This is a genomic window from Sabulibacter ruber, from assembly GCF_017355955.1.
GTDB classification, from domain to species: domain Bacteria; phylum Bacteroidota; class Bacteroidia; order Cytophagales; family Hymenobacteraceae; genus Nibribacter; species Nibribacter ruber_A.
The window spans coordinates 300,141-317,046 of sequence record NZ_JAFFID010000001.1 but is presented as its reverse complement, the minus strand read 5'-3'; the positions used below and the strand labels follow the sequence as shown (position 1 = coordinate 317,046).

Here is a 16,906-nt window from a genome sequence, read left to right as displayed (position 1 = left end):
GGCACAAACAGGCTGAAAACCTGCCTTAACTTCAAGCCAAAATCTTATTTTTACTTAAAATTTTTTCAAGATCCCAGGCAACCGAAATTTAAGGTGGTGCATCTATCATTACAAACAGGCAAAAAGTATAGCTTAAACTTCTACAACCCGTGAACGAGACAGATCTGGTAAAAGCACTGCAGGAAGGCGATGCCAAAGCCCAGCGATTCTTGTACGACCGTTACGCCGGCCCCATGATGGGGGTTTGCCTACGGTACCTCAAGAACGAGATGGATGCCGAGGAAGTCCTGATCAACGGGTTCATGAAGGTGTTCCAGCATGTGAACCGGTTTGAGCAAAAAGGAAGCTTTGAAGGCTGGGTTCGCAGGATCATGGTAAATGAAGCCCTGCAACAGTTACGCAAACAGGAACCCATGCACCTGGCCATAGACAAAGAGCACATCCATCTGGCCTCTGAGGACGCCTCCGCTGACAGCGACATGAGCGCCGAGGAGATGATGGATATGCTGAAAGAGCTTCCGGCCGGCTACCGGGCAGTCTTCAACTTGTACGCCATTGAAGGCTACTCACACAAGGAAATTGCGGAGATGCTCAACATCACTGAGGGCACTTCCAAATCACAGTTAAGCAAAGCCAGAGCCATGCTGCAGCGCATGCTGGCCCAACAAGGAGTAATGATCGCCATCTAACGGACAAAGACATGAGCGCAGAAGACTTAGATAAATTATTCAGAGACAAGCTTCAGAACCGACCGGTTACCCCAGGCAATGATGTGTGGGAACGCATGCAGGCCCGTATGCAAGCCAACGGTCAGCAACAGGTGCCTAATCCTTTCCTGGCTCCCACTCCGGTAGAGGAGAAAGAGGAACGCAAGCCCATCAGGATGTGGTATTACTCGGCGGCTGCCGCGGTAACCATGCTGCTGAGCGTAGGTCTTTGGGTAAACAGAGAAAACATAGATCCGTTGCAGCCCTCTGGCAGCGTGGCTACCGTAGAGCAACAGAGAACAGTAACTCCTGCTGCCCAGGCACCCGCTACAGAAGTAACACCTGCTCCTGCGCAAACAGTTGAGCCAAGCTTCAATAGCGCTACTCCTGCCGCTCCTGCTGAGGCAGCCCAGGCGCAGGCTCTGGCTTCTGCCTCTACAAAAGAACGCCAGCAGGTAACCTCGGTGACCAGAAAGGCTACGGGTACAACTTCAGCTCAAACCCGCACCACTGAGCCTACAACCGTGAAAATGGTGTCTGAGCCTGTTCTGATGGCCGCCACTACTCCGGTGAAAAAGCAGGAAGAAACAAAAACCAGCTCAGAACCAGCGTCTTTAGAAATAATTGTAAAACTTGACAATGCACAGGCAACCACCACCCTCGCCTCTGCATCTACTAAAGTAGATCACACACCGCAAGAGGAGGAAACCCCAACAGGTTCTGGACGCGTCCTGAAAGGAATCCTGAAACAAGTGAAAAACCTCAAAGAAGGTGAAAAGGTTGATCTGCAAGAATTAGGTATCACCAAACACACGTACGCTCTTGAAACCCACATTGGGAACAAGAAAATCACAAAGACCATAGAACTTTAAAATCCTACTTCCATGAAACGTATGTACGCCTTGCTAACGGCCACCATGGTGGCTGCAGCTATCGCCTTGCCTTCTCGCGCCAGTTCACTTGCCCCAAAATTGGCTGCCCCTCAAGATACCCTCATTTTAAAGCTTAAAAGTGATGCCCGTCTCCTGGTGGTGGTGAAAGATGTGAAAGATTTGAAAAATCTAAAAAACGAGAAGATTGACTCTCTCATGCTGCTGCTGGATAAATACGCCAACCAGATAGAAGCGGCCGGCAAAAACGGCGAAGAAGTAACCGTCACCATAGACAAGGCATCGGCCAATACTTCTGAAGACGTGAACATCACCATTACCCAGAACGGTCCCGGCGGCACTGAGGTAACCATCAAAGAAAAGAACCGCATCCGGATCACCGACAAAGTGGGCGTTGACATAGAAAAAGACGAAGACGGCAACAGCACTAAAGTAAAAGTGAATGTTGGCTCCTCAGACTCCACTGAAACCGCTGAGAAAGACGAGAAACGTTACAAAAACCGCAACCCCAGAAAAGAGTTTGATTTCCAGATAGACCTGGGTGTTTCTCACTGGATGAACAAAGAGGCCCTGGCCGGCAGCGAAGTAACAGACATAGAGCTAAGACCGCTTGCCTCGCGCTACATCAGCCTGAACAGCAAATGGATCTACCGCATAGGCGGTGAAGCCAGCCCGCTGCGCCTGATGACCGGGTTCAACTTTGACTTCCACAACTACATGTTTGACAACAACATTATGATAGTGAACAACGAAGGCAGAACCGATTTTGTGAACGCCGCTCCCCTTGACCTGGAGAAAAGCAAACTGGCTACCTCTTCAGTGAACATTCCGCTGGAAGTTGGCTTTGACTTCAAAAACAGAAAAGGCAAAACCGCTTTCAAAATTGGCGGCGGGGGCTTTGTAGGCTACATGCTCAGCAGCCACTCCAAAGTTAAGTACTCACAGGACGGAGACAACTTCAAAAACAAAACCAAAGATGATTTCTACCTGAACGATTTCCTTTACGGGGTATCTGGTTTCGTGGGAATCAGAAGCCTGGAGTTCTTCGGGAAGTATAACCTGAATGACATGTTTGAAGACAACAAAGGACCTCAGGCCAATGCCTTAGCCGTAGGGTTGAGAATCAAAATCTAAGTCAGAAAGCATTCAAAATGAAAAAGAGGAGCCGCAAGCTCCTCTTTTTTTATTCAGGTTCTAGACTAATTCTGTTTTGGGCAGTTTTTCAGGAAATAAGGCTTAAAACATGTAAAGCCGCAGAACTCCTGAATAAATCTACTTAGATGTTTCTGAAGAAATTATCTAACAAGATGGCTGTGGCTGTTCCCACGTTGAGCGACTCAGCACCGCCTCTGCCGGGAATGTGCAGCGGCTGGGTTACCTTCTCCATGATCTCGGGCCTGATGCCGTGCGATTCATTCCCCATGATGAGCACCCCCTGTGGTTGCAGCGATAGTCTGTGCACGTTTTTGCCTTCCAGCGCCGCTCCGTACACAGGTATGTTTTGGGGCCGGTTTTCCAGAAACACGCCTAAATCAACGTAGTGCGGCGTGATGCGGGTGAAAGAGCCCATGGTAGCGGCAATCACTTTCTGGTTGTAGAAATCGGCGCTGTTTTCTGAGAGTACAATGGAGGTGAGCCCGTACCAGTCAGCAATCCGGATGATGGTGCCCAGGTTGCCGGGGTCGCGTACCTCGTCCAGGGCCAGTACAAACGGGTTCTGTTGCCAGGAAAAATCGGTACCCGGCTTCATTTTTGCTATAGCTAAGGCAGCGTTGTTGGTTTCCATTGAACCGGCTTTGCCTAACTCTTCCTCACTTACCGGCACTACCTCAAAACCTTTCCTGAGAAGACCGGTATGCTTCTGTAAAAATTTTTGGGTGGCATAGACCGTTTGCAGTTCAAAGTCTGATTGCAGCAGTTCTGCCACGCTCTTTTCACCTTCCACCGTGAAAGCTTGGTGAAGCAATCTATATTTCTTTATTTGCAGTGACCTAATGTACTTCAAAGCCCCTTTTGAGATCATACCTTTCCTACGTTTGAAGCTACGATGTTACGTATTCGGCGCGGTATTCACAATGCTGTGCCTGTTCATGAGTTGTACCCCTACCCGCCACTTGGCCGAAAACGAGCGGCTGCTCTGGCGCATAAAGCTGGAAGGAGTCAAACAAAATAACAAGTCTGAAATTTCGGCTTTGTACCAGCAGAAACCTAACCGCCGGGTGCTGGGCGCTCCTATTTACCTGAACCTCTACTATTTAGGCAAAAGCTTTTACAACCCAGAGCGCATTCAGGCTAACATTGAAGAAGAAACCGCAGACTATAACCGACGCATCCAGCGAGCCGGCAGTGACTCGGTGAAGGTTGACAAGCTCATTGAAAGCAAAGAAAACAAATTAGCCAAGCTCCAGAACAAAAAAGAAAACGGCAACTGGCTTATGCGTACGGTTGGGGAGCCACCGGCCATCTTTGATTCCACCAAACTGGCGCAAACCGAGGAACAGGTTCGTATTTACCTTAACTCCAAAGGCTATTTCCGGAACCACGTTGCCTCCACGGTTCAAACCCGCAAAAAGAAGGTGTTTGTGTCGCTGCAGGTGCAGGAAGACAAGCCCTACGTGCTTACCCAGCATACTTACCAGGTACCAGACACCGCTATCCTGCGCCTGTTACACCAGAACCAAACAGCTAGCCACATCCGGTTGCAGCAGCCCTATGATGAAAACATTCTCTCCCAGGAACGAATCCGGATAGAGCAGCTCCTGAAAAACAACGGGTACTATGACCTGCGGCAGCAATTCATCACCTTTGAAGCTGATACCAGCTTTGAGGACTACACCGTGCGGCTCAGTACCCTGGTGGCCAATCCTTCAGACTCCACGCTGCACCGAGTCTATAGAATCAACCACGTCTATTTTACTTCCGATGCCGGCCTGAACCGCTTTGCCCGCTCCCGCGATACGGTAGAGCTGAATACCGTTCACTTTCTGGCTTACCAGCACCGCATTAAACCGAAGATTCTGGCCAGGAAAGTCATTATCAGACCCGGGCAGACCTACTCCGCCACCAGAACCTTAAACAACCAGCGCATCATCAGCAACCTGGATGTATTCAAGTACACTACCATCAACTACACCAAGGTGGAAGATTCTCTGGGAACTTTAGCCCCGAACCAGGGTTTACTGGATGCCCAGATTAATACCTCTCTTCTGCCGCGATTCCAGGAAACCTCTGAAGTAGGTGGTACTTTCACCGAGCAGGTGCCGGGCCCGTACGCCAGTTTCCGGTTCAGGATCAGGAACATCTTTGGCGGGGCCGAGATCTTTGACATTGGGATACGGGCCGGGGTGGAAGGACAATTACAACGGAACGTGGCCACCGTGGGCCGCAGAACCGAGGTGGGTGCCGACATGGGGGTTACTTTCCCGCAGATTCTGGTGCCTTTCCGGACCAATGACCTGTTGATCAAATTCAACCCGCGCACCAGGTTCAGTACCGGTTACACCTATGTAGACCGCAATGAGTACACCAGAACCAACGTAGACTTCTCCTTTGACTACATCTGGCAGCGCTTGAACATCCACCAGTTCAGTTTCTCGCCGCTAGACATCAACGTGATCAGCACGCCTCGCATAGACTCCACCTTCAATGCCTACCTGCAGACGCTGGAACAATCGGGGAACCCGCTGAATGAAAGCTTTAAGAACGCGTTTGTTTCTTCCATTAACTTCACCAGCCTCTACAATACCGCTAACTTTAACCAGTCAAACGATGCCAAGCTGGTCAGAATTTTTGTGGAGAGCGGCGGCTTGCTTTGGAATTATGTGGCCGAGCGGTTTAAGGACATGAACACCTACCGGTTTGCCAAAGTGAACGTGGACTATCGCCGTTACCATACCTTGGGCAACAACATGATGTTTGTGTATCGTGCCAACGGAGGTATTGCCAAGCCTTTGGGTGAATCAAGAGCCTTGCCCTATGACAAATACTTCTTTGCGGGAGGTTCTTCCAGCGTAAGGGCCTGGCTGCCCCGCCGGTTAGGGCCGGGTTCCAGCGCGCTCATCAACAAAACCACCGGCGAGGTAGATTACCTGTTTGAACAAACCGGCGAGATTTTACTGGAACTGAACTCGGAGTTCCGCTTTCGGATGTTCCGGTTTGGGAATGCGAACGTGAACGGAGCCCTCTTCCTGGATGCCGGAAATATCTGGTTGTTCAATGAGCGAAACACCAACCCTAATCCAGAGCAATACCTGACCCAACCAGGGGCTAAGTTTGAATTCAACCGGTTCTACAAAGAGCTGGCGGTGGGCACCGGTTTTGGGGTTCGCCTGGATTTCACTTTCGCCATTCTGCGTTTCGATATTGCCACCAAGGTCTACGATCCAGCCATGCCGCAGGGAAGCCGGTTTGTCATCAACCAATTCAGAAGCGACCGCATTTTTGGTAACAACACGCAAGCCACCTTCAACCTGGGTATCGGGTATCCCTTCTAAGTACCGAGAAGTTTAATAATAGATAGTAAACTTTCTTGCCAAACCAAAGCCCCCGCTTTTAAGCTGTTTTTCTGAAAACAGCTTAAAAGCGGGGGCTTCGTTATTACGCTAAAAACGAATTTAGCGGCTAGCATCTAGTAAGCCAGCAACTCTTTAATAGCTTCCAATACCTTCTCCGCATTAGGCAGCATCATGCGCTCCAAATCTACATTCAGAGGAACGGCCGGAAGGTTCTCAGCGCCTAGGGTAAACACGGGTGCATCCAGGTAGGGGAAGCAGGTTCTACTGATTCTTCCAGCCAGCGACTCGGCGAAGGAATTCATTAAAGGTTCCTCGGTCAAAACCAGGGCTTTGCCGTGCCGCTTCACGGAGGCTTGCACCGTATCAAAGTCCAGCGGATTCAAGGTACGCAGATCTACAATCTCCACCTCGCCGGCTAACTGTTTACTGGCTGTTTTGGCCCAATACACGCCCATCCCGTAGGTGATGACCGTAAGGCTGTTGCCCATTTTCACCTGCTCCTCTGAAGCCGTTTGCACCACATTCGCTTTGCCCAAAGGCAGGATGTAGTCAGCATCTGGCTCTATGGTTTTGGCGTCTTCGGTGCCGGGTACTTTAGACCAATACAGGCCTTTGTGCTCCAGCATCACTACCGGATTTGGGTCCAGGAAAGCGGCTTTCATCAAGCCCTTCATGTCTGCGGCATTGGAGGGGTAGACCACTTTTATTCCCCTGATGTTCAGCAGCGTGGATTCAATGCTGCCGGAGTGGTAAGGTCCGCCCCCGCCATATGCTCCAATGGGCACTCTAATCAAAGACTGGATCGGGAATTTGCCCATGCTCAGGTAACAGCTCTTGGAAAGTTCCTCCACCAGTTGGTTAATGCCGGGCCAGATGTAATCGGCGAACTGGATCTCCACGATAGGCTTCGCTCCCACCGCCGACATACCCGCAGTTGACCCCACAATGTATGCTTCCTGGATTGGCGTATTGAACACCCGGTTATCGCCGTATTTTTTGGCCAACAAGGCCGCTTCGCGAAACACACCACCCAGTTCCCCGCCTACGTCTTGTCCGTAGAACAAAGCCTCCGGGTACTGGCGCAGGATGTCGTCTACAGCATGCAGAGCGGCGTCTACCATGGTCACTTTCTCGGCATTGGCGGGTTGGCGCCTGCCGGTTTCCTCTTTCACATGCAGTTCAGAAAACTCATGCAGGTTGAACTTGGCAGGATGAGGATCTGGTGCAGCCAGGGCTTTCTCATAATGAGCCTGCACCTCGGCTTTGACTTCGTCGGCTATTGAGGTAAGTTCGGCCTCGCTCAAGCCTTGCTCCAGTAGGTAATTGCCCAACTTAGGAATTGGGTCCAGTACCGTGTGTTGCGCCAGATTATCGCCCCGGTACCATTCCCGCCGAACGCCGGAAGTATGATGCCCCAGCAACGGGCACTTGGCATGGACCAGCACTGGTCTCCGCTCCTGGCGGGCTATCCTGAAGGCCTCCTTCATTCCGGTATAGGAATTCAGGAAATCGGACCCGTCTACGCGCAGCCGCTCCATTCCTTTGAAACCGGCTGCGTAATCATAGGCATCCATGGCCCGCATCTCAGAACCCTTCGCGGAGATGCCCCAATCGTTGTCCTGCACTAGGTAAATGATGGGTAATTTCTTCAAGACCGCCATCTGGAATGCCTCGGCCACTTCGCCTTCGGTTACAGAACCATCGCCCAGAGAGCAAAGCACCACTCGGCCATCCTGCGAGTCCATCAGGTTCTGGGACTCCAAATAAGACAAGGCGTGCGCCATACCAGTAGCCGGAATGGCCTGCATGCCGGTGGCCGAGCTTTGGTGCGGTATGACCGGGAACCCTTCCCTTCTGAGTGAGGGATGCCCATAATAGGTTCTGCCCCCGCTGAAGGGATCATCGCGCTTGGCCATCAACTGCAGCATGAGTTCATACGGCGTCAGGCCCAGGCCCAGCAGGATGGATTCATCGCGGTAGTACACCGATAAAAAATCTTTCTCTGTGAGCTGAAAAGCGGTAGCCAACTGAATGGCTTCGTGCCCACGCGAGGTGCTGTGGACGTATTTACTGCAAACCGATTTATTTTCTTCGTACGTGTCGGCCATGGCCTTGGCGGTGAGCATCAGGCGATAAGCTTTCAGCAGCAGATCAAAGTCTACCTGCGGAGGGGCCTCAACAGAAGTCTGATTCATAAACTAACAATTGTTTGTTTTGAAAATAACGGTTATTCCTGAAGAAAGCAAAACCGGTAAATTGCGGGGCTCTCCTATTTATCGCCTATTTTTGTCAGAACGGCTCTAAAACGGCCCGATACTTTTACATGAGAGATACGATACAAAGCTGGTTTAAGTCATTTCAGGAGCGTCTTTGTGCTGATTTAGAAGCCTGCGATGGTACGGCCAAATTCCAGGAAGACCAATGGGAGCGTCCGGGTGGCGGCGGCGGGGCAGCCCGCGTGATCCAGAACGGCGCTGTTTTTGAAAAAGGAGGCGTAAATTTCTCAGCCGTGGAAGGAATTCTGCCCGAGAAAGCGGCCAACGCCCTGCTTTTACCAGATCCGCATTTCTTTGCAACGGGCGTATCGGTGGTGATTCACCCCAGGAACCCCCACGTGCCAATCACCCACATGAACGTGCGCTACTTTGAGGCAGGCAACGGCGATGCCTGGTTTGGCGGAGGCATAGACCTTACGCCTATTTACGTGAACAAAGAGCAGGTAAGGTTCTTCCACCAGCAACTCAAAAATACCTGTGACCGTTTTCGGCCCGAATATTACACAGAGTTCAAAAAGTGGGCCGATGAATACTTCTACATTCCGCACCGCGAAGAAACCCGCGGCGTAGGCGGCATCTTCTTCGATCGGCTCACCCCTACTGAAGAAGTCTCTATTGAAGACAGGTTCGCGTTTGTGCAGGCCGTGGCAGATACCTTCTCGCCTACGTATACTTCCATCGTAAACCAGAACAAGGAACTGCCCTTTACGGAGGAGGAAAAGAGCTGGCAGTTGATCAGAAGGGGCCGTTACGTGGAGTTTAATCTGGTAAACGATCGAGGAACCAAATTCGGGCTGGAAACGAACGGCCGCACTGAGTCGATCCTGATGAGTTTGCCTCCCTTGGCCAGCTGGCACTACAGCCATTCGCCGGAGGAAGGCTCACCCGAGGCGGAGGCCTTGGCTTGTTTTAAACCGGGTATTGACTGGGTAAACCTGTAACCGCATGGACGAACTCATTGCCTTAGACCAATCTTTGTTTCTGGAGCTGAACAGCCACCATTCGCCGTTTTGGGATGGCGTGATGGTCTTTATCTCCAACAAATACGTGTGGTTCCCTTTCTACGCGATCTTGGCAGGCTTATTCTTTTACTTTTACAAACGAAGAGGTGTGCTTATGGTGCTGTGCCTGGGTGCCAGCGTGGGCATAGCCGATTTTGTGTCATCGGGTATATTCAAACCTTTTTTTGCCCGATTGCGCCCTTGTCATGATCCAGTTTTAGGTGCCGTGAACGCCATAGATGGCTGCGGAGGTAAATATGGCTTCGTTTCTTCCCATGCCGCCAATGCCTTTGCAGTGGCCATATTTGTGATTCTGCTGTTGCCTAAAAACCAGTGGGCTTTTAAAGTGCTGTTGTTGATTTGGGCAGCGGCCATTTCTTACAGCCGCGTTTACCTAGGAGTTCATTACCCCGGAGACATCACCGGCGGAGCGCTCATTGGCATTGCCGCTGCCTGGCTGGGAATGTACTTCTTCCGCAAGGCGTCCCAGAAATTCCCTTATTGGCAACAATAGCAACCAACTAAACAAAGAAGTGTGTCTGTTTCAAACTTGGTTTCTGATAATCCGGCTTAAAACAGACACACTTGTTCTTATTTATTGAGTAAACGGGCCACGTACTTCCCGATAATGTCAAACTCAAGGTTTACCTGATCGCCGGGTTTTACCGCATGCAGGTTGGTGAACTCATAGGTATACGGAATGATGGCCACCGAGAAGAAATCCTCGCCAGACTCCACCACCGTAAGACTGATCCCATTCACGCAGATGGACCCTTTCTCCACGGTGACATTTCCCGCCGCCTGGGGCTGATACCGGAACCGGAACAACCAACTTCCTTGCTGGTCTTTCACCTCTTCGCAGATACCAACCTGGTCTACGTGCCCTTGTACAATATGCCCATCGTAGCGGCTATTTGCCAGCAGGCAGCGCTCCAGGTTTACTTTGTCGCCTTGTTGTAATTGCCCCAGGTTGGTTCTGGAAAGCGTCTCGGCAATGGCCGTCACGGTGTAGGTATTCTCTTCAATAGCCACCACCGTGAGGCAAACCCCATTGTGCGCCACACTCTGGTCTATTTTAAGCTCCTGCGTAAACGGGCAGGTAAGGGTAAAATGCCGGTTAGACTGTTCGTCTCTGATTGCTACTACCTCGGCCTGCGCTTCTATGATTCCTGTGAACATGGTTGAATTTGCTAATTGTTTAATGTGCTGATGTGCTAATGGTTCAGGAATGTACTAAGGATTCTTTCATCACCTTAGCACATTCCTTCAGTAGCACATTACTTCCCTCTGCCCTGCACAATGATTTTGACGGTATACAACATCACCCTGAAATCCATAGCAAGGGACATGTTTTCAATGTAAAGAATGTCGTATTTCAGGCGCCGCACCATTTCCTGAACGTTCTGGGCGTACCCAAATTTCACCTGGCCCAACGAAGTAATACCGGGCCGTACCCGTTGCAGGTGCTTGTAATGGGGGGCCTGTGCGGTGATCAAATCAATGAAGTATTGTCTTTCGGGCCGGGGCCCTACCAGACTCATCTCTCCTATCAATACATTATAAAACTGCGGAAGTTCATCTAACCTTACTTTCCGCATAAATCTGCCAAACTTTGTCACCCGGGGGTCATCGTCGGAAGAGAGCGCGGGCCCCATCTTCTCCGCGTCTAAGTACATGCTTCGGAATTTGAAGATGTTGAAGGGTTTTCCCTGAAGACCAATCCGCTCCTGTTTGAAGAAGATAGGGCCTGGGGAAGAAGCTTTTACCAAAATGGCTACCAGGGCGTAAAGCGGCGATAAACCTATCAGGATCACCACTGCCGCAACCAGATCTATCACCCTTTTCAGAATCTGTTGCCAGAAAGGCATCAGGTCGCGCTTTACCTCAATCAAGGGTGTGCCAAAGAGGTGGGCTACTTTCACCGACCCCAGCAGAATCTGGTACACATCGGGGAGAATACTGATCCTGACAGATTCGCCTTCCAGCGAGCTTAGAATTTGCTCTATAAGCTTGTGCTCGGAAGGCTCAATAGCAATGATTACTTCCTGGATTTCCAGCTCCCGGATCACCGATGGAAGTTTATGGAAAGACCCCAGCAAGGGAATTTGCTCCTGGAAAGAATGCGGCAACGTGAGTTCACTCTGCACAAACCCCACAATCCTGAACCCCAGATGCTTGTTGTTGCTCTCCAGCTCGTCATACACTTCGCGGGCGTTGCTGCTGGAGCCTACCACAACCGTGTTAAAGTAAATGTCTCCGTTCAGCACCAACTTCTTCAAGTGGTTCAAAACCGACACCTTAACGATCACCGAGAAAATGAAATGCAGAAGAAAGTAATACCCAATGGGCTCATAGTACACCTGAAACCCTTGCGCATTGGGGTCTTCAAACAGCAACGCCAAAAAGATGGCCACCGCCCCGCCAAGCGACATTCCTGCCAGCAGCACCACCTCCTTGAACCTGGATACCCGGTAAATGTCCCGGTAACGCCCCAACAAAGCGTACAGCACTACCCAGGAAGAGGCCACCATGAAGGATCTGCCCAGAAAAGCAAGATCCAACGCATCGGTTAGTTCTACAAAAAGATAATTAGTAGAGAGATAAAATACGATCCAGGCCAGAAAGGCTGAAAAGAAATCCCCGAGAACAACTTTATAGATATGTAGATTGCGGCTTACTGGCATGGATTATTCAAATGCGACACTGCAGACTTCAACTCCGCCTAACCACAAAACTACACTCTAATTCCAAATCATAGTCAAAATTTATTCCGGCAGGTTTTAAAACCCTATTTGCTATTTTAGCGCCGCAATTACTTCCTGTAAGGTTTAAAAACGTATAAAGTTTAATATCTGGCTCATTTATGCTCACAGACAGTTACCGTCATAAAGGTATGCGCAAAAGCTTGGTGCGTATTGTTCAGGAAAAAGGAATCAAAGACAAGCGGGTACTGGAGGCAATGGAACAGGTGCCCAGACACTTCTTCTTTGAGAAAGCCTTTCTGGAGCAAGCCTACCAGGACAAAGCATTCCCTATTGGCGAAGGGCAGACCATTTCACAGCCTTATACTGTGGCTTACCAGACCGAACTCCTGGAAGTACAACCCACCGATAAGATCCTGGAAATTGGGACTGGCTCTGGCTACCAGTGCAGCATCTTACTGAAACTTACGCCTAAGGTATATACCATTGAGTATAACGAGGTTTTGTACCACAAGGCAAACCGTCAGTTTCAGTTGATGGGGCTTACGCCGCATACTTTTCTAGGCGACGGCTCTGAAGGTCTTCCGCAGCATGCTCCCTTCAATAAAATCATAGTTACGGCCGGAGCTCCCATCATTCCTAAAACCTTACTGCGCCAGTTAACCATCGGCGGCAAATTGGTAATTCCGGTGGGTGATACCGCTACGCAGAAAATGCTGCGCATCACCCGCCTTGGCGAAGATGAGTTCGCTAAAGAAGAATTTGACAACTTTAAGTTTGTGCCACTTTTAGGAAAACAAGGCTGGAAATAATTGCCTATCTTCTTTCTTAAAAGGTCTATATCAGGATTGAAGAGAAATTTCACCTAACAACCATTAGCCTAAAGGAGACAGCTTTGCGGTTTACCGTGTATCTTTACAGGCTCATACTATCCTTTTATTTATGCGTAAGCAAAGATCTGTCAAAGATTCCTATGTGCGGATGACCGAGCTTGTTCTGCCCAATGACACCAACACCCTGAACAACCTGATGGGTGGTAAAATGATGCACTGGATGGACATTGTTTCTGCAATTGCGGCCCAAAAACACTCTAACCGCATTGTGGTTACCGCCTCGGTAGATAATGTGTCTTTTAAAGAAAGCATCAAGTTAGGTAACGTGATCACGCTGGAGGCCCAAGTAACGCGTGCGTTTAGTTCCTCCATGGAGGTGCACATCAATGTGTGGTCAGAGGACATTCCATCGGGCACCAAGGTGAAATCAAACGAAGCCTTCTTTACGTTTGTAGCGGTTGATCAGTCTGGCAACCCCATTGATGTGCCAGAGGCCATTCCAGAGTCTGAGGAAGAAATAAAGTTATACGAAGGTGCACTCCGCAGACGCCAGTTGCGTTTGATTTTGGCGGGCCGGATGAAACCGCATGACGCTAATGAGCTTAAATCTATCTTTGACTTAGATAATTGATTTAGGCCTATTTTCTAAAATACAGATTAAAAATTGCCATGTCAGCCTTTCAACCTGATCTCTCTTTTTTACAACAGCTTTTTGGGCAGGATACGCTCTATGTGATTCCTGAGCAGGAAAGTCATGGCGTGGTACCCGCCCAGGCAAAGGTGGTTTCTGTTCCCGCTCCGGAACAACCCAAGGCTGAGCCAATGGTAGCTCCCATAGCTGAAACAAAAACGCCACGTTTGCCAGAAATGCCACAGAAAGCACCTGCTCCGATTGTTCCGGAACCTGCTCCAGAGATAGAATGGTTGGGCGAAGCCGTGAAAGGAACCTATCTTCTGTTCCAGGTGAACGGGGCTGTATTCCAGCAACTCCCGCAGCACGCTTTCCTGCAAAAGGTGTTAGCCGCCGTGGGCCTGGCCACCAATCAGGTGAAGTTTGGGAATCTGGCCCCGTCTTTGACGCATGACGTGAAACAAATTGCCGCTAAATACCAGGCAAAGGCCATTTTGCTTTTCGGGCAAGGACTACCCGTGGCCAATCTCTCAAAAATGGAGTTTTACCGGATGTACAGGTCTGAGAACTCCAGGTTTGTGCTGGTAGATTCCCTGGAAGACATTGAGAAAAGCGTTGAACTGAAAAAGAAGCTGTGGGAGGTGCTTCAGAAGATCTTCCTTCAGCAGAATTAATCTAAAAGAAAAAAGGGCTGCCATTCTAATGTGGCAGCCCTTTTTCATCTGAACTAGGGGAAATAGTTATGGCAGCAAAGAAGCAAGCTTAGCCTCCAGCGCAGCACCGCGCAGGTTTTTGGCGATGATTTTTCCTTCTTTGTCTAAAAGCACCGTTTGCGGAATGGCCGTTACCCCGTACAGGGAAGCAGCACTGCTTTCCCAGCCTTTCAGGTCAGATACGTGCGGCCAGGTGAGTTTATCTTTTTCAATGGCATTCAACCACTTGGTTCTGTCCTGGTCCAGGCTTACCCCAAAGATCTCAAATCCTTTGTCTTTGTACTTGTTGTACATGCGTACCACGTTCGGGTTTTCCTGACGGCACGGACCGCACCAGCTGGCCCAGAAATCAATCAGGACGTACTTGCCCCGCAAAGAAGCCAACGAAATCTCTGGTCCTTGTGGCGAAGGAAGGGTGATGTTTGGGGCTGCGCTTCCCAGCGCGGTGCTCCGTATTCTGGTAAGGCGCTCATCCAGGGCTTTGGTGTATTTGGAGTTAGGCAGCGACTGCTTGAACGCAGTGGACATACTGTCTACAAAGGTGAAGTGCTCATCCAGGTTCAGGATATTGCCAGCCGTATACACCGATACCACAGAAGCCGGGTTCGCTTTCACAAACGCCTTCAGTTTGGTCTGGTTGTCCTGCTGGGCAGCCATGAACTGCTCCTGCAGCCGTTTCATCTCCTCCTGGTTTCCCTGGGTGGCAGCCTGCTGGAATTGCTGGTTTAAGGCAGTAACGTTCTGCTGCATGCCCTGCATGATTCCGTTCAGTTCCTTGATCAGCTCAGAGTCTTTGGAGCCTTTCACGGTGTAACTTTGGGCCACTTTTCCAGAATCGGCGGTGATTTCAATGGGTTGGTTGTCCACCACAAGCATGATGCCTTCCTGGTTATCAAACGCCAGTTTGTAGATGGCAGGCTCGTTCACGGTGCCTTCCATCACAAAGGTACCGTCTTTGTTGATGGTAGCAGTATCTACGGGCACGAAGGCCTGCTCGCCCAATTCGTCCAGGTACACGTTGCCACGAGTCATGTTGGTGATCTTGCCCGTGATGCGGTAGCTTTTATCGGTGTCAGCGGTGGCTACTCCCTTTTTCTGACAGGCTCCCAGCACTGCCAGGGCGGCGGCTGCCAGTATGATTTGTTTTTTCATCTTCTTCTGTAAGTAGTCCTACTTTTCTAAGCTCTCTTTCAGCAACTTATTGGCCAGTTTTGGATCGGCTTTCCCTTTGGTTTGTTTCATGAGATCGCCCATGAACATGCCCAACAGAGAAGCTTTCCCGGCTTTGTATTCGGCCACTTTTTGCGGATTCGCCGCTAAAACGCCATCGATGATGGACTGCAGTGCCCCTTCGTCTGATTCCTGCACCAGGTTATGCTCAGTGGCCACTTGCTCAGCGGTTTTTCCGGGGTTTTCCAGTAAATACGGGAAGATCTGCTTGGAAGCTACGCTGTGGCTTACTTTGTTGCTGTCTACCAACGCAATGAGACCTGAAATCTGCTCCGGAGTAAGCGGGAACTGGCTCATGTGCAGCGTCAGCTCGTTCAGGTATGATTTCACCGGACCGCTCATCCAGTTGGCCGCGGCTTTGTAGTTTTTGGTGTGCTGGCAAAGCGCGTCAAAGTACAGGGCGATGTCTTTGTCATCGGTCAACACGCCGGCATCGTAATCAGACAGGCCATATTCCTTCGTAAAACGGTCATAAAGCTCCTGCGGCAGGGCTGGCATGCTTTCTTTTACAGATTGCAACCATTCATCTGAAATGATCACGGCCGGAAGGTCCGGCTCCGGGAAGTACCGGTAGTCGTTCATGGTTTCCTTGGAGCGCATGCCCGTGGTGGTGCCGGTGTTGGCATCAAAGTTCCGGGTCTCAGCATCCACGGTTCCGCCCGCTTCCAGCACCTCAATCTGACGATCAATCTCGTGTTCAATGGCGCGCTGCACGTTCCGGAAGGAGTTCATATTCTTCACCTCCACCTTGGTACCCCACTTGCTGGCGCCTTTCTTCATCACCGAGATGTTGGCATCGCAGCGCAGAGAACCTTCTTCCATGTTCCCGTCGCAGATCTCCAGGTACTGCACCAGCTTCTTGATCTGGGTCAGATAGGCATAGGCCTCCTCTGAGTCCCGAATGTCTGGTTCCGATACGATCTCAATCAGCGGCGTTCCGGCGCGGTTCAGGTCCACCAGGGTTTCGGTCTCCCCGGCCAAGTGCATGGATTTCCCGGCGTCTTCCTCCATGTGGATGCGGGTGATCCCGATGCGCTTCTCCTGGCCGTCTTTGGTTTTGATGTCCAGGTGCCCTTTGGTACAAATTGGCGTTTTGTCCTGCGTGATCTGGTAGCCCTTGGGAAGATCTGGATAGAAGTAGTTCTTACGGGCGTAGTAGTTGTGGCGCGTGATTTGGCTGCCGGTGGCTAAGCCCATTTTCATGGCCATTTCTACTACTTTCTTGTTCACCCGCGGCAGCGTACCAGGATGCGCCAGGGTAATCACACTCAGGTTGGTGTTCGGCAGCATGCCGTACTCCGTGGAATCTGAAGAATACGCCTTGCTCTCCGTAAGTAACTGCGCGTGTACCTCCAGACCGATGATGGCTTGGTATTGGGAACGGATCTCTTCGTTCATGTTTCGTTAGT

Annotated in this window: 15 protein-coding genes; 9 read left to right on the top strand and 6 right to left on the bottom strand. The window is 50.4% G+C overall.

Annotation, left to right across the window (positions count from 1 at the left end; all coding sequences use genetic code 11):
• The first annotated feature begins 149 nt into the window (after window positions 1-149).
• Genes JT719_RS01325 through JT719_RS01315 form a run of 3 tightly spaced genes read left to right on the top strand, consistent with a single transcriptional unit; the run spans window position 150 to window position 2,731 of the window.
• Entirely contained in the window at window positions 150-689 is a 540-nt protein-coding gene (locus JT719_RS01325) for a sigma-70 family RNA polymerase sigma factor (RefSeq protein WP_207430331.1), read from the top strand.
• Between the two features lie 11 nt (window positions 690-700).
• Entirely contained in the window at window positions 701-1,579 is an 879-nt protein-coding gene (locus tag JT719_RS01320) for a hypothetical protein (protein WP_207430329.1), read from the top strand.
• 12 nt (window positions 1,580-1,591) lie between these two features.
• Window positions 1,592-2,731: an outer membrane beta-barrel protein gene (locus JT719_RS01315; RefSeq protein WP_207430327.1), complete on the top strand. Its 1,140-nt coding sequence runs from the start codon at window positions 1,592-1,594 to the stop codon at window positions 2,729-2,731.
• A 142-nt stretch (window positions 2,732-2,873) separates the two neighbouring features.
• Here the strand turns inward: JT719_RS01315 and JT719_RS01310 are convergent, their stop codons facing one another.
• Window positions 2,874-3,620: an RNA methyltransferase gene (locus tag JT719_RS01310; protein WP_207430325.1), complete on the bottom strand. Its 747-nt coding sequence runs from the start codon at window positions 3,618-3,620 to the stop codon at window positions 2,874-2,876.
• Between JT719_RS01310 and tamL the strand changes: the two genes are divergently transcribed.
• Window positions 3,592-6,090: a translocation and assembly module lipoprotein TamL gene (gene tamL, locus JT719_RS01305; RefSeq protein ID WP_479725261.1), complete on the top strand. Its 2,499-nt coding sequence runs from the start codon at window positions 3,592-3,594 to the stop codon at window positions 6,088-6,090. The genes JT719_RS01310 and tamL overlap by 29 nt on opposite strands.
• Window positions 6,091-6,224: 134 nt before the next feature.
• Here tamL and JT719_RS01300 read toward each other — a convergent pair whose 3' ends face one another.
• Window positions 6,225-8,306, bottom strand: a complete 2,082-nt coding sequence (locus tag JT719_RS01300) for an alpha-ketoacid dehydrogenase subunit alpha/beta (protein ID WP_207430321.1) — start codon at window positions 8,304-8,306, stop codon at window positions 6,225-6,227.
• Window positions 8,307-8,434: 128 nt separating this feature from the next.
• Between JT719_RS01300 and hemF the strand changes: the two genes are divergently transcribed.
• Entirely contained in the window at window positions 8,435-9,328 is an 894-nt protein-coding gene (hemF, locus tag JT719_RS01295; protein ID WP_207430319.1) for an oxygen-dependent coproporphyrinogen oxidase, read from the top strand.
• Window positions 9,329-9,332: 4 nt separating this feature from the next.
• A complete protein-coding gene (locus JT719_RS01290; RefSeq protein ID WP_207430317.1) occupies window positions 9,333-9,902 on the top strand; it encodes a phosphatase PAP2 family protein in 570 nt (189 codons plus the stop codon).
• A 77-nt stretch (window positions 9,903-9,979) separates the two neighbouring features.
• On the opposite strand, the gene JT719_RS01285 is transcribed toward JT719_RS01290, so the two are convergent.
• Entirely contained in the window at window positions 9,980-10,567 is a 588-nt protein-coding gene (locus tag JT719_RS01285; protein WP_207430315.1) for a riboflavin synthase, read from the bottom strand.
• Window positions 10,568-10,665: 98 nt separating this feature from the next.
• Window positions 10,666-12,072 carry a sugar transferase gene (locus JT719_RS01280; RefSeq protein ID WP_207430314.1) on the bottom strand — a complete coding sequence of 469 codons (1,407 nt, stop codon included), beginning with the start codon at window positions 12,070-12,072 and terminating at the stop codon, window positions 10,666-10,668.
• Between the two features lie 209 nt (window positions 12,073-12,281).
• On the opposite strand from JT719_RS01280, the gene JT719_RS01275 reads away from it, so the two are divergent.
• The 3 genes from JT719_RS01275 (at window position 12,282) to JT719_RS01265 (ending at window position 14,228) form a co-directional block, all read left to right on the top strand.
• A complete protein-coding gene (locus JT719_RS01275; protein ID WP_242693041.1) occupies window positions 12,282-12,902 on the top strand; it encodes a protein-L-isoaspartate(D-aspartate) O-methyltransferase in 621 nt (206 codons plus the stop codon).
• Window positions 12,903-13,032: 130 nt separating this feature from the next.
• On the top strand, window positions 13,033-13,554 hold the full coding sequence (locus tag JT719_RS01270) for an acyl-CoA thioesterase (RefSeq protein WP_207430310.1): 522 nt from the start codon (window positions 13,033-13,035) through the stop codon (window positions 13,552-13,554).
• A gap of 38 nt (window positions 13,555-13,592) precedes the next feature.
• Window positions 13,593-14,228 (top strand): hypothetical protein, encoded by a 636-nt coding sequence (locus JT719_RS01265; RefSeq protein ID WP_207430308.1) that lies wholly within the window; start codon window positions 13,593-13,595, stop codon window positions 14,226-14,228.
• 66 nt (window positions 14,229-14,294) lie between these two features.
• Here JT719_RS01265 and JT719_RS01260 read toward each other — a convergent pair whose 3' ends face one another.
• Together JT719_RS01260 and gatB are read right to left on the bottom strand one after the other, a co-directional pair.
• Entirely contained in the window at window positions 14,295-15,419 is a 1,125-nt protein-coding gene (locus tag JT719_RS01260) for a TlpA disulfide reductase family protein (protein WP_207430306.1), read from the bottom strand.
• Between the two features lie 18 nt (window positions 15,420-15,437).
• On the bottom strand, window positions 15,438-16,895 hold the full coding sequence (gene gatB / locus JT719_RS01255) for an Asp-tRNA(Asn)/Glu-tRNA(Gln) amidotransferase subunit GatB (protein ID WP_207430304.1): 1,458 nt from the start codon (window positions 16,893-16,895) through the stop codon (window positions 15,438-15,440).
• Between the last annotated feature and the right edge of the window lie 11 nt (window positions 16,896-16,906).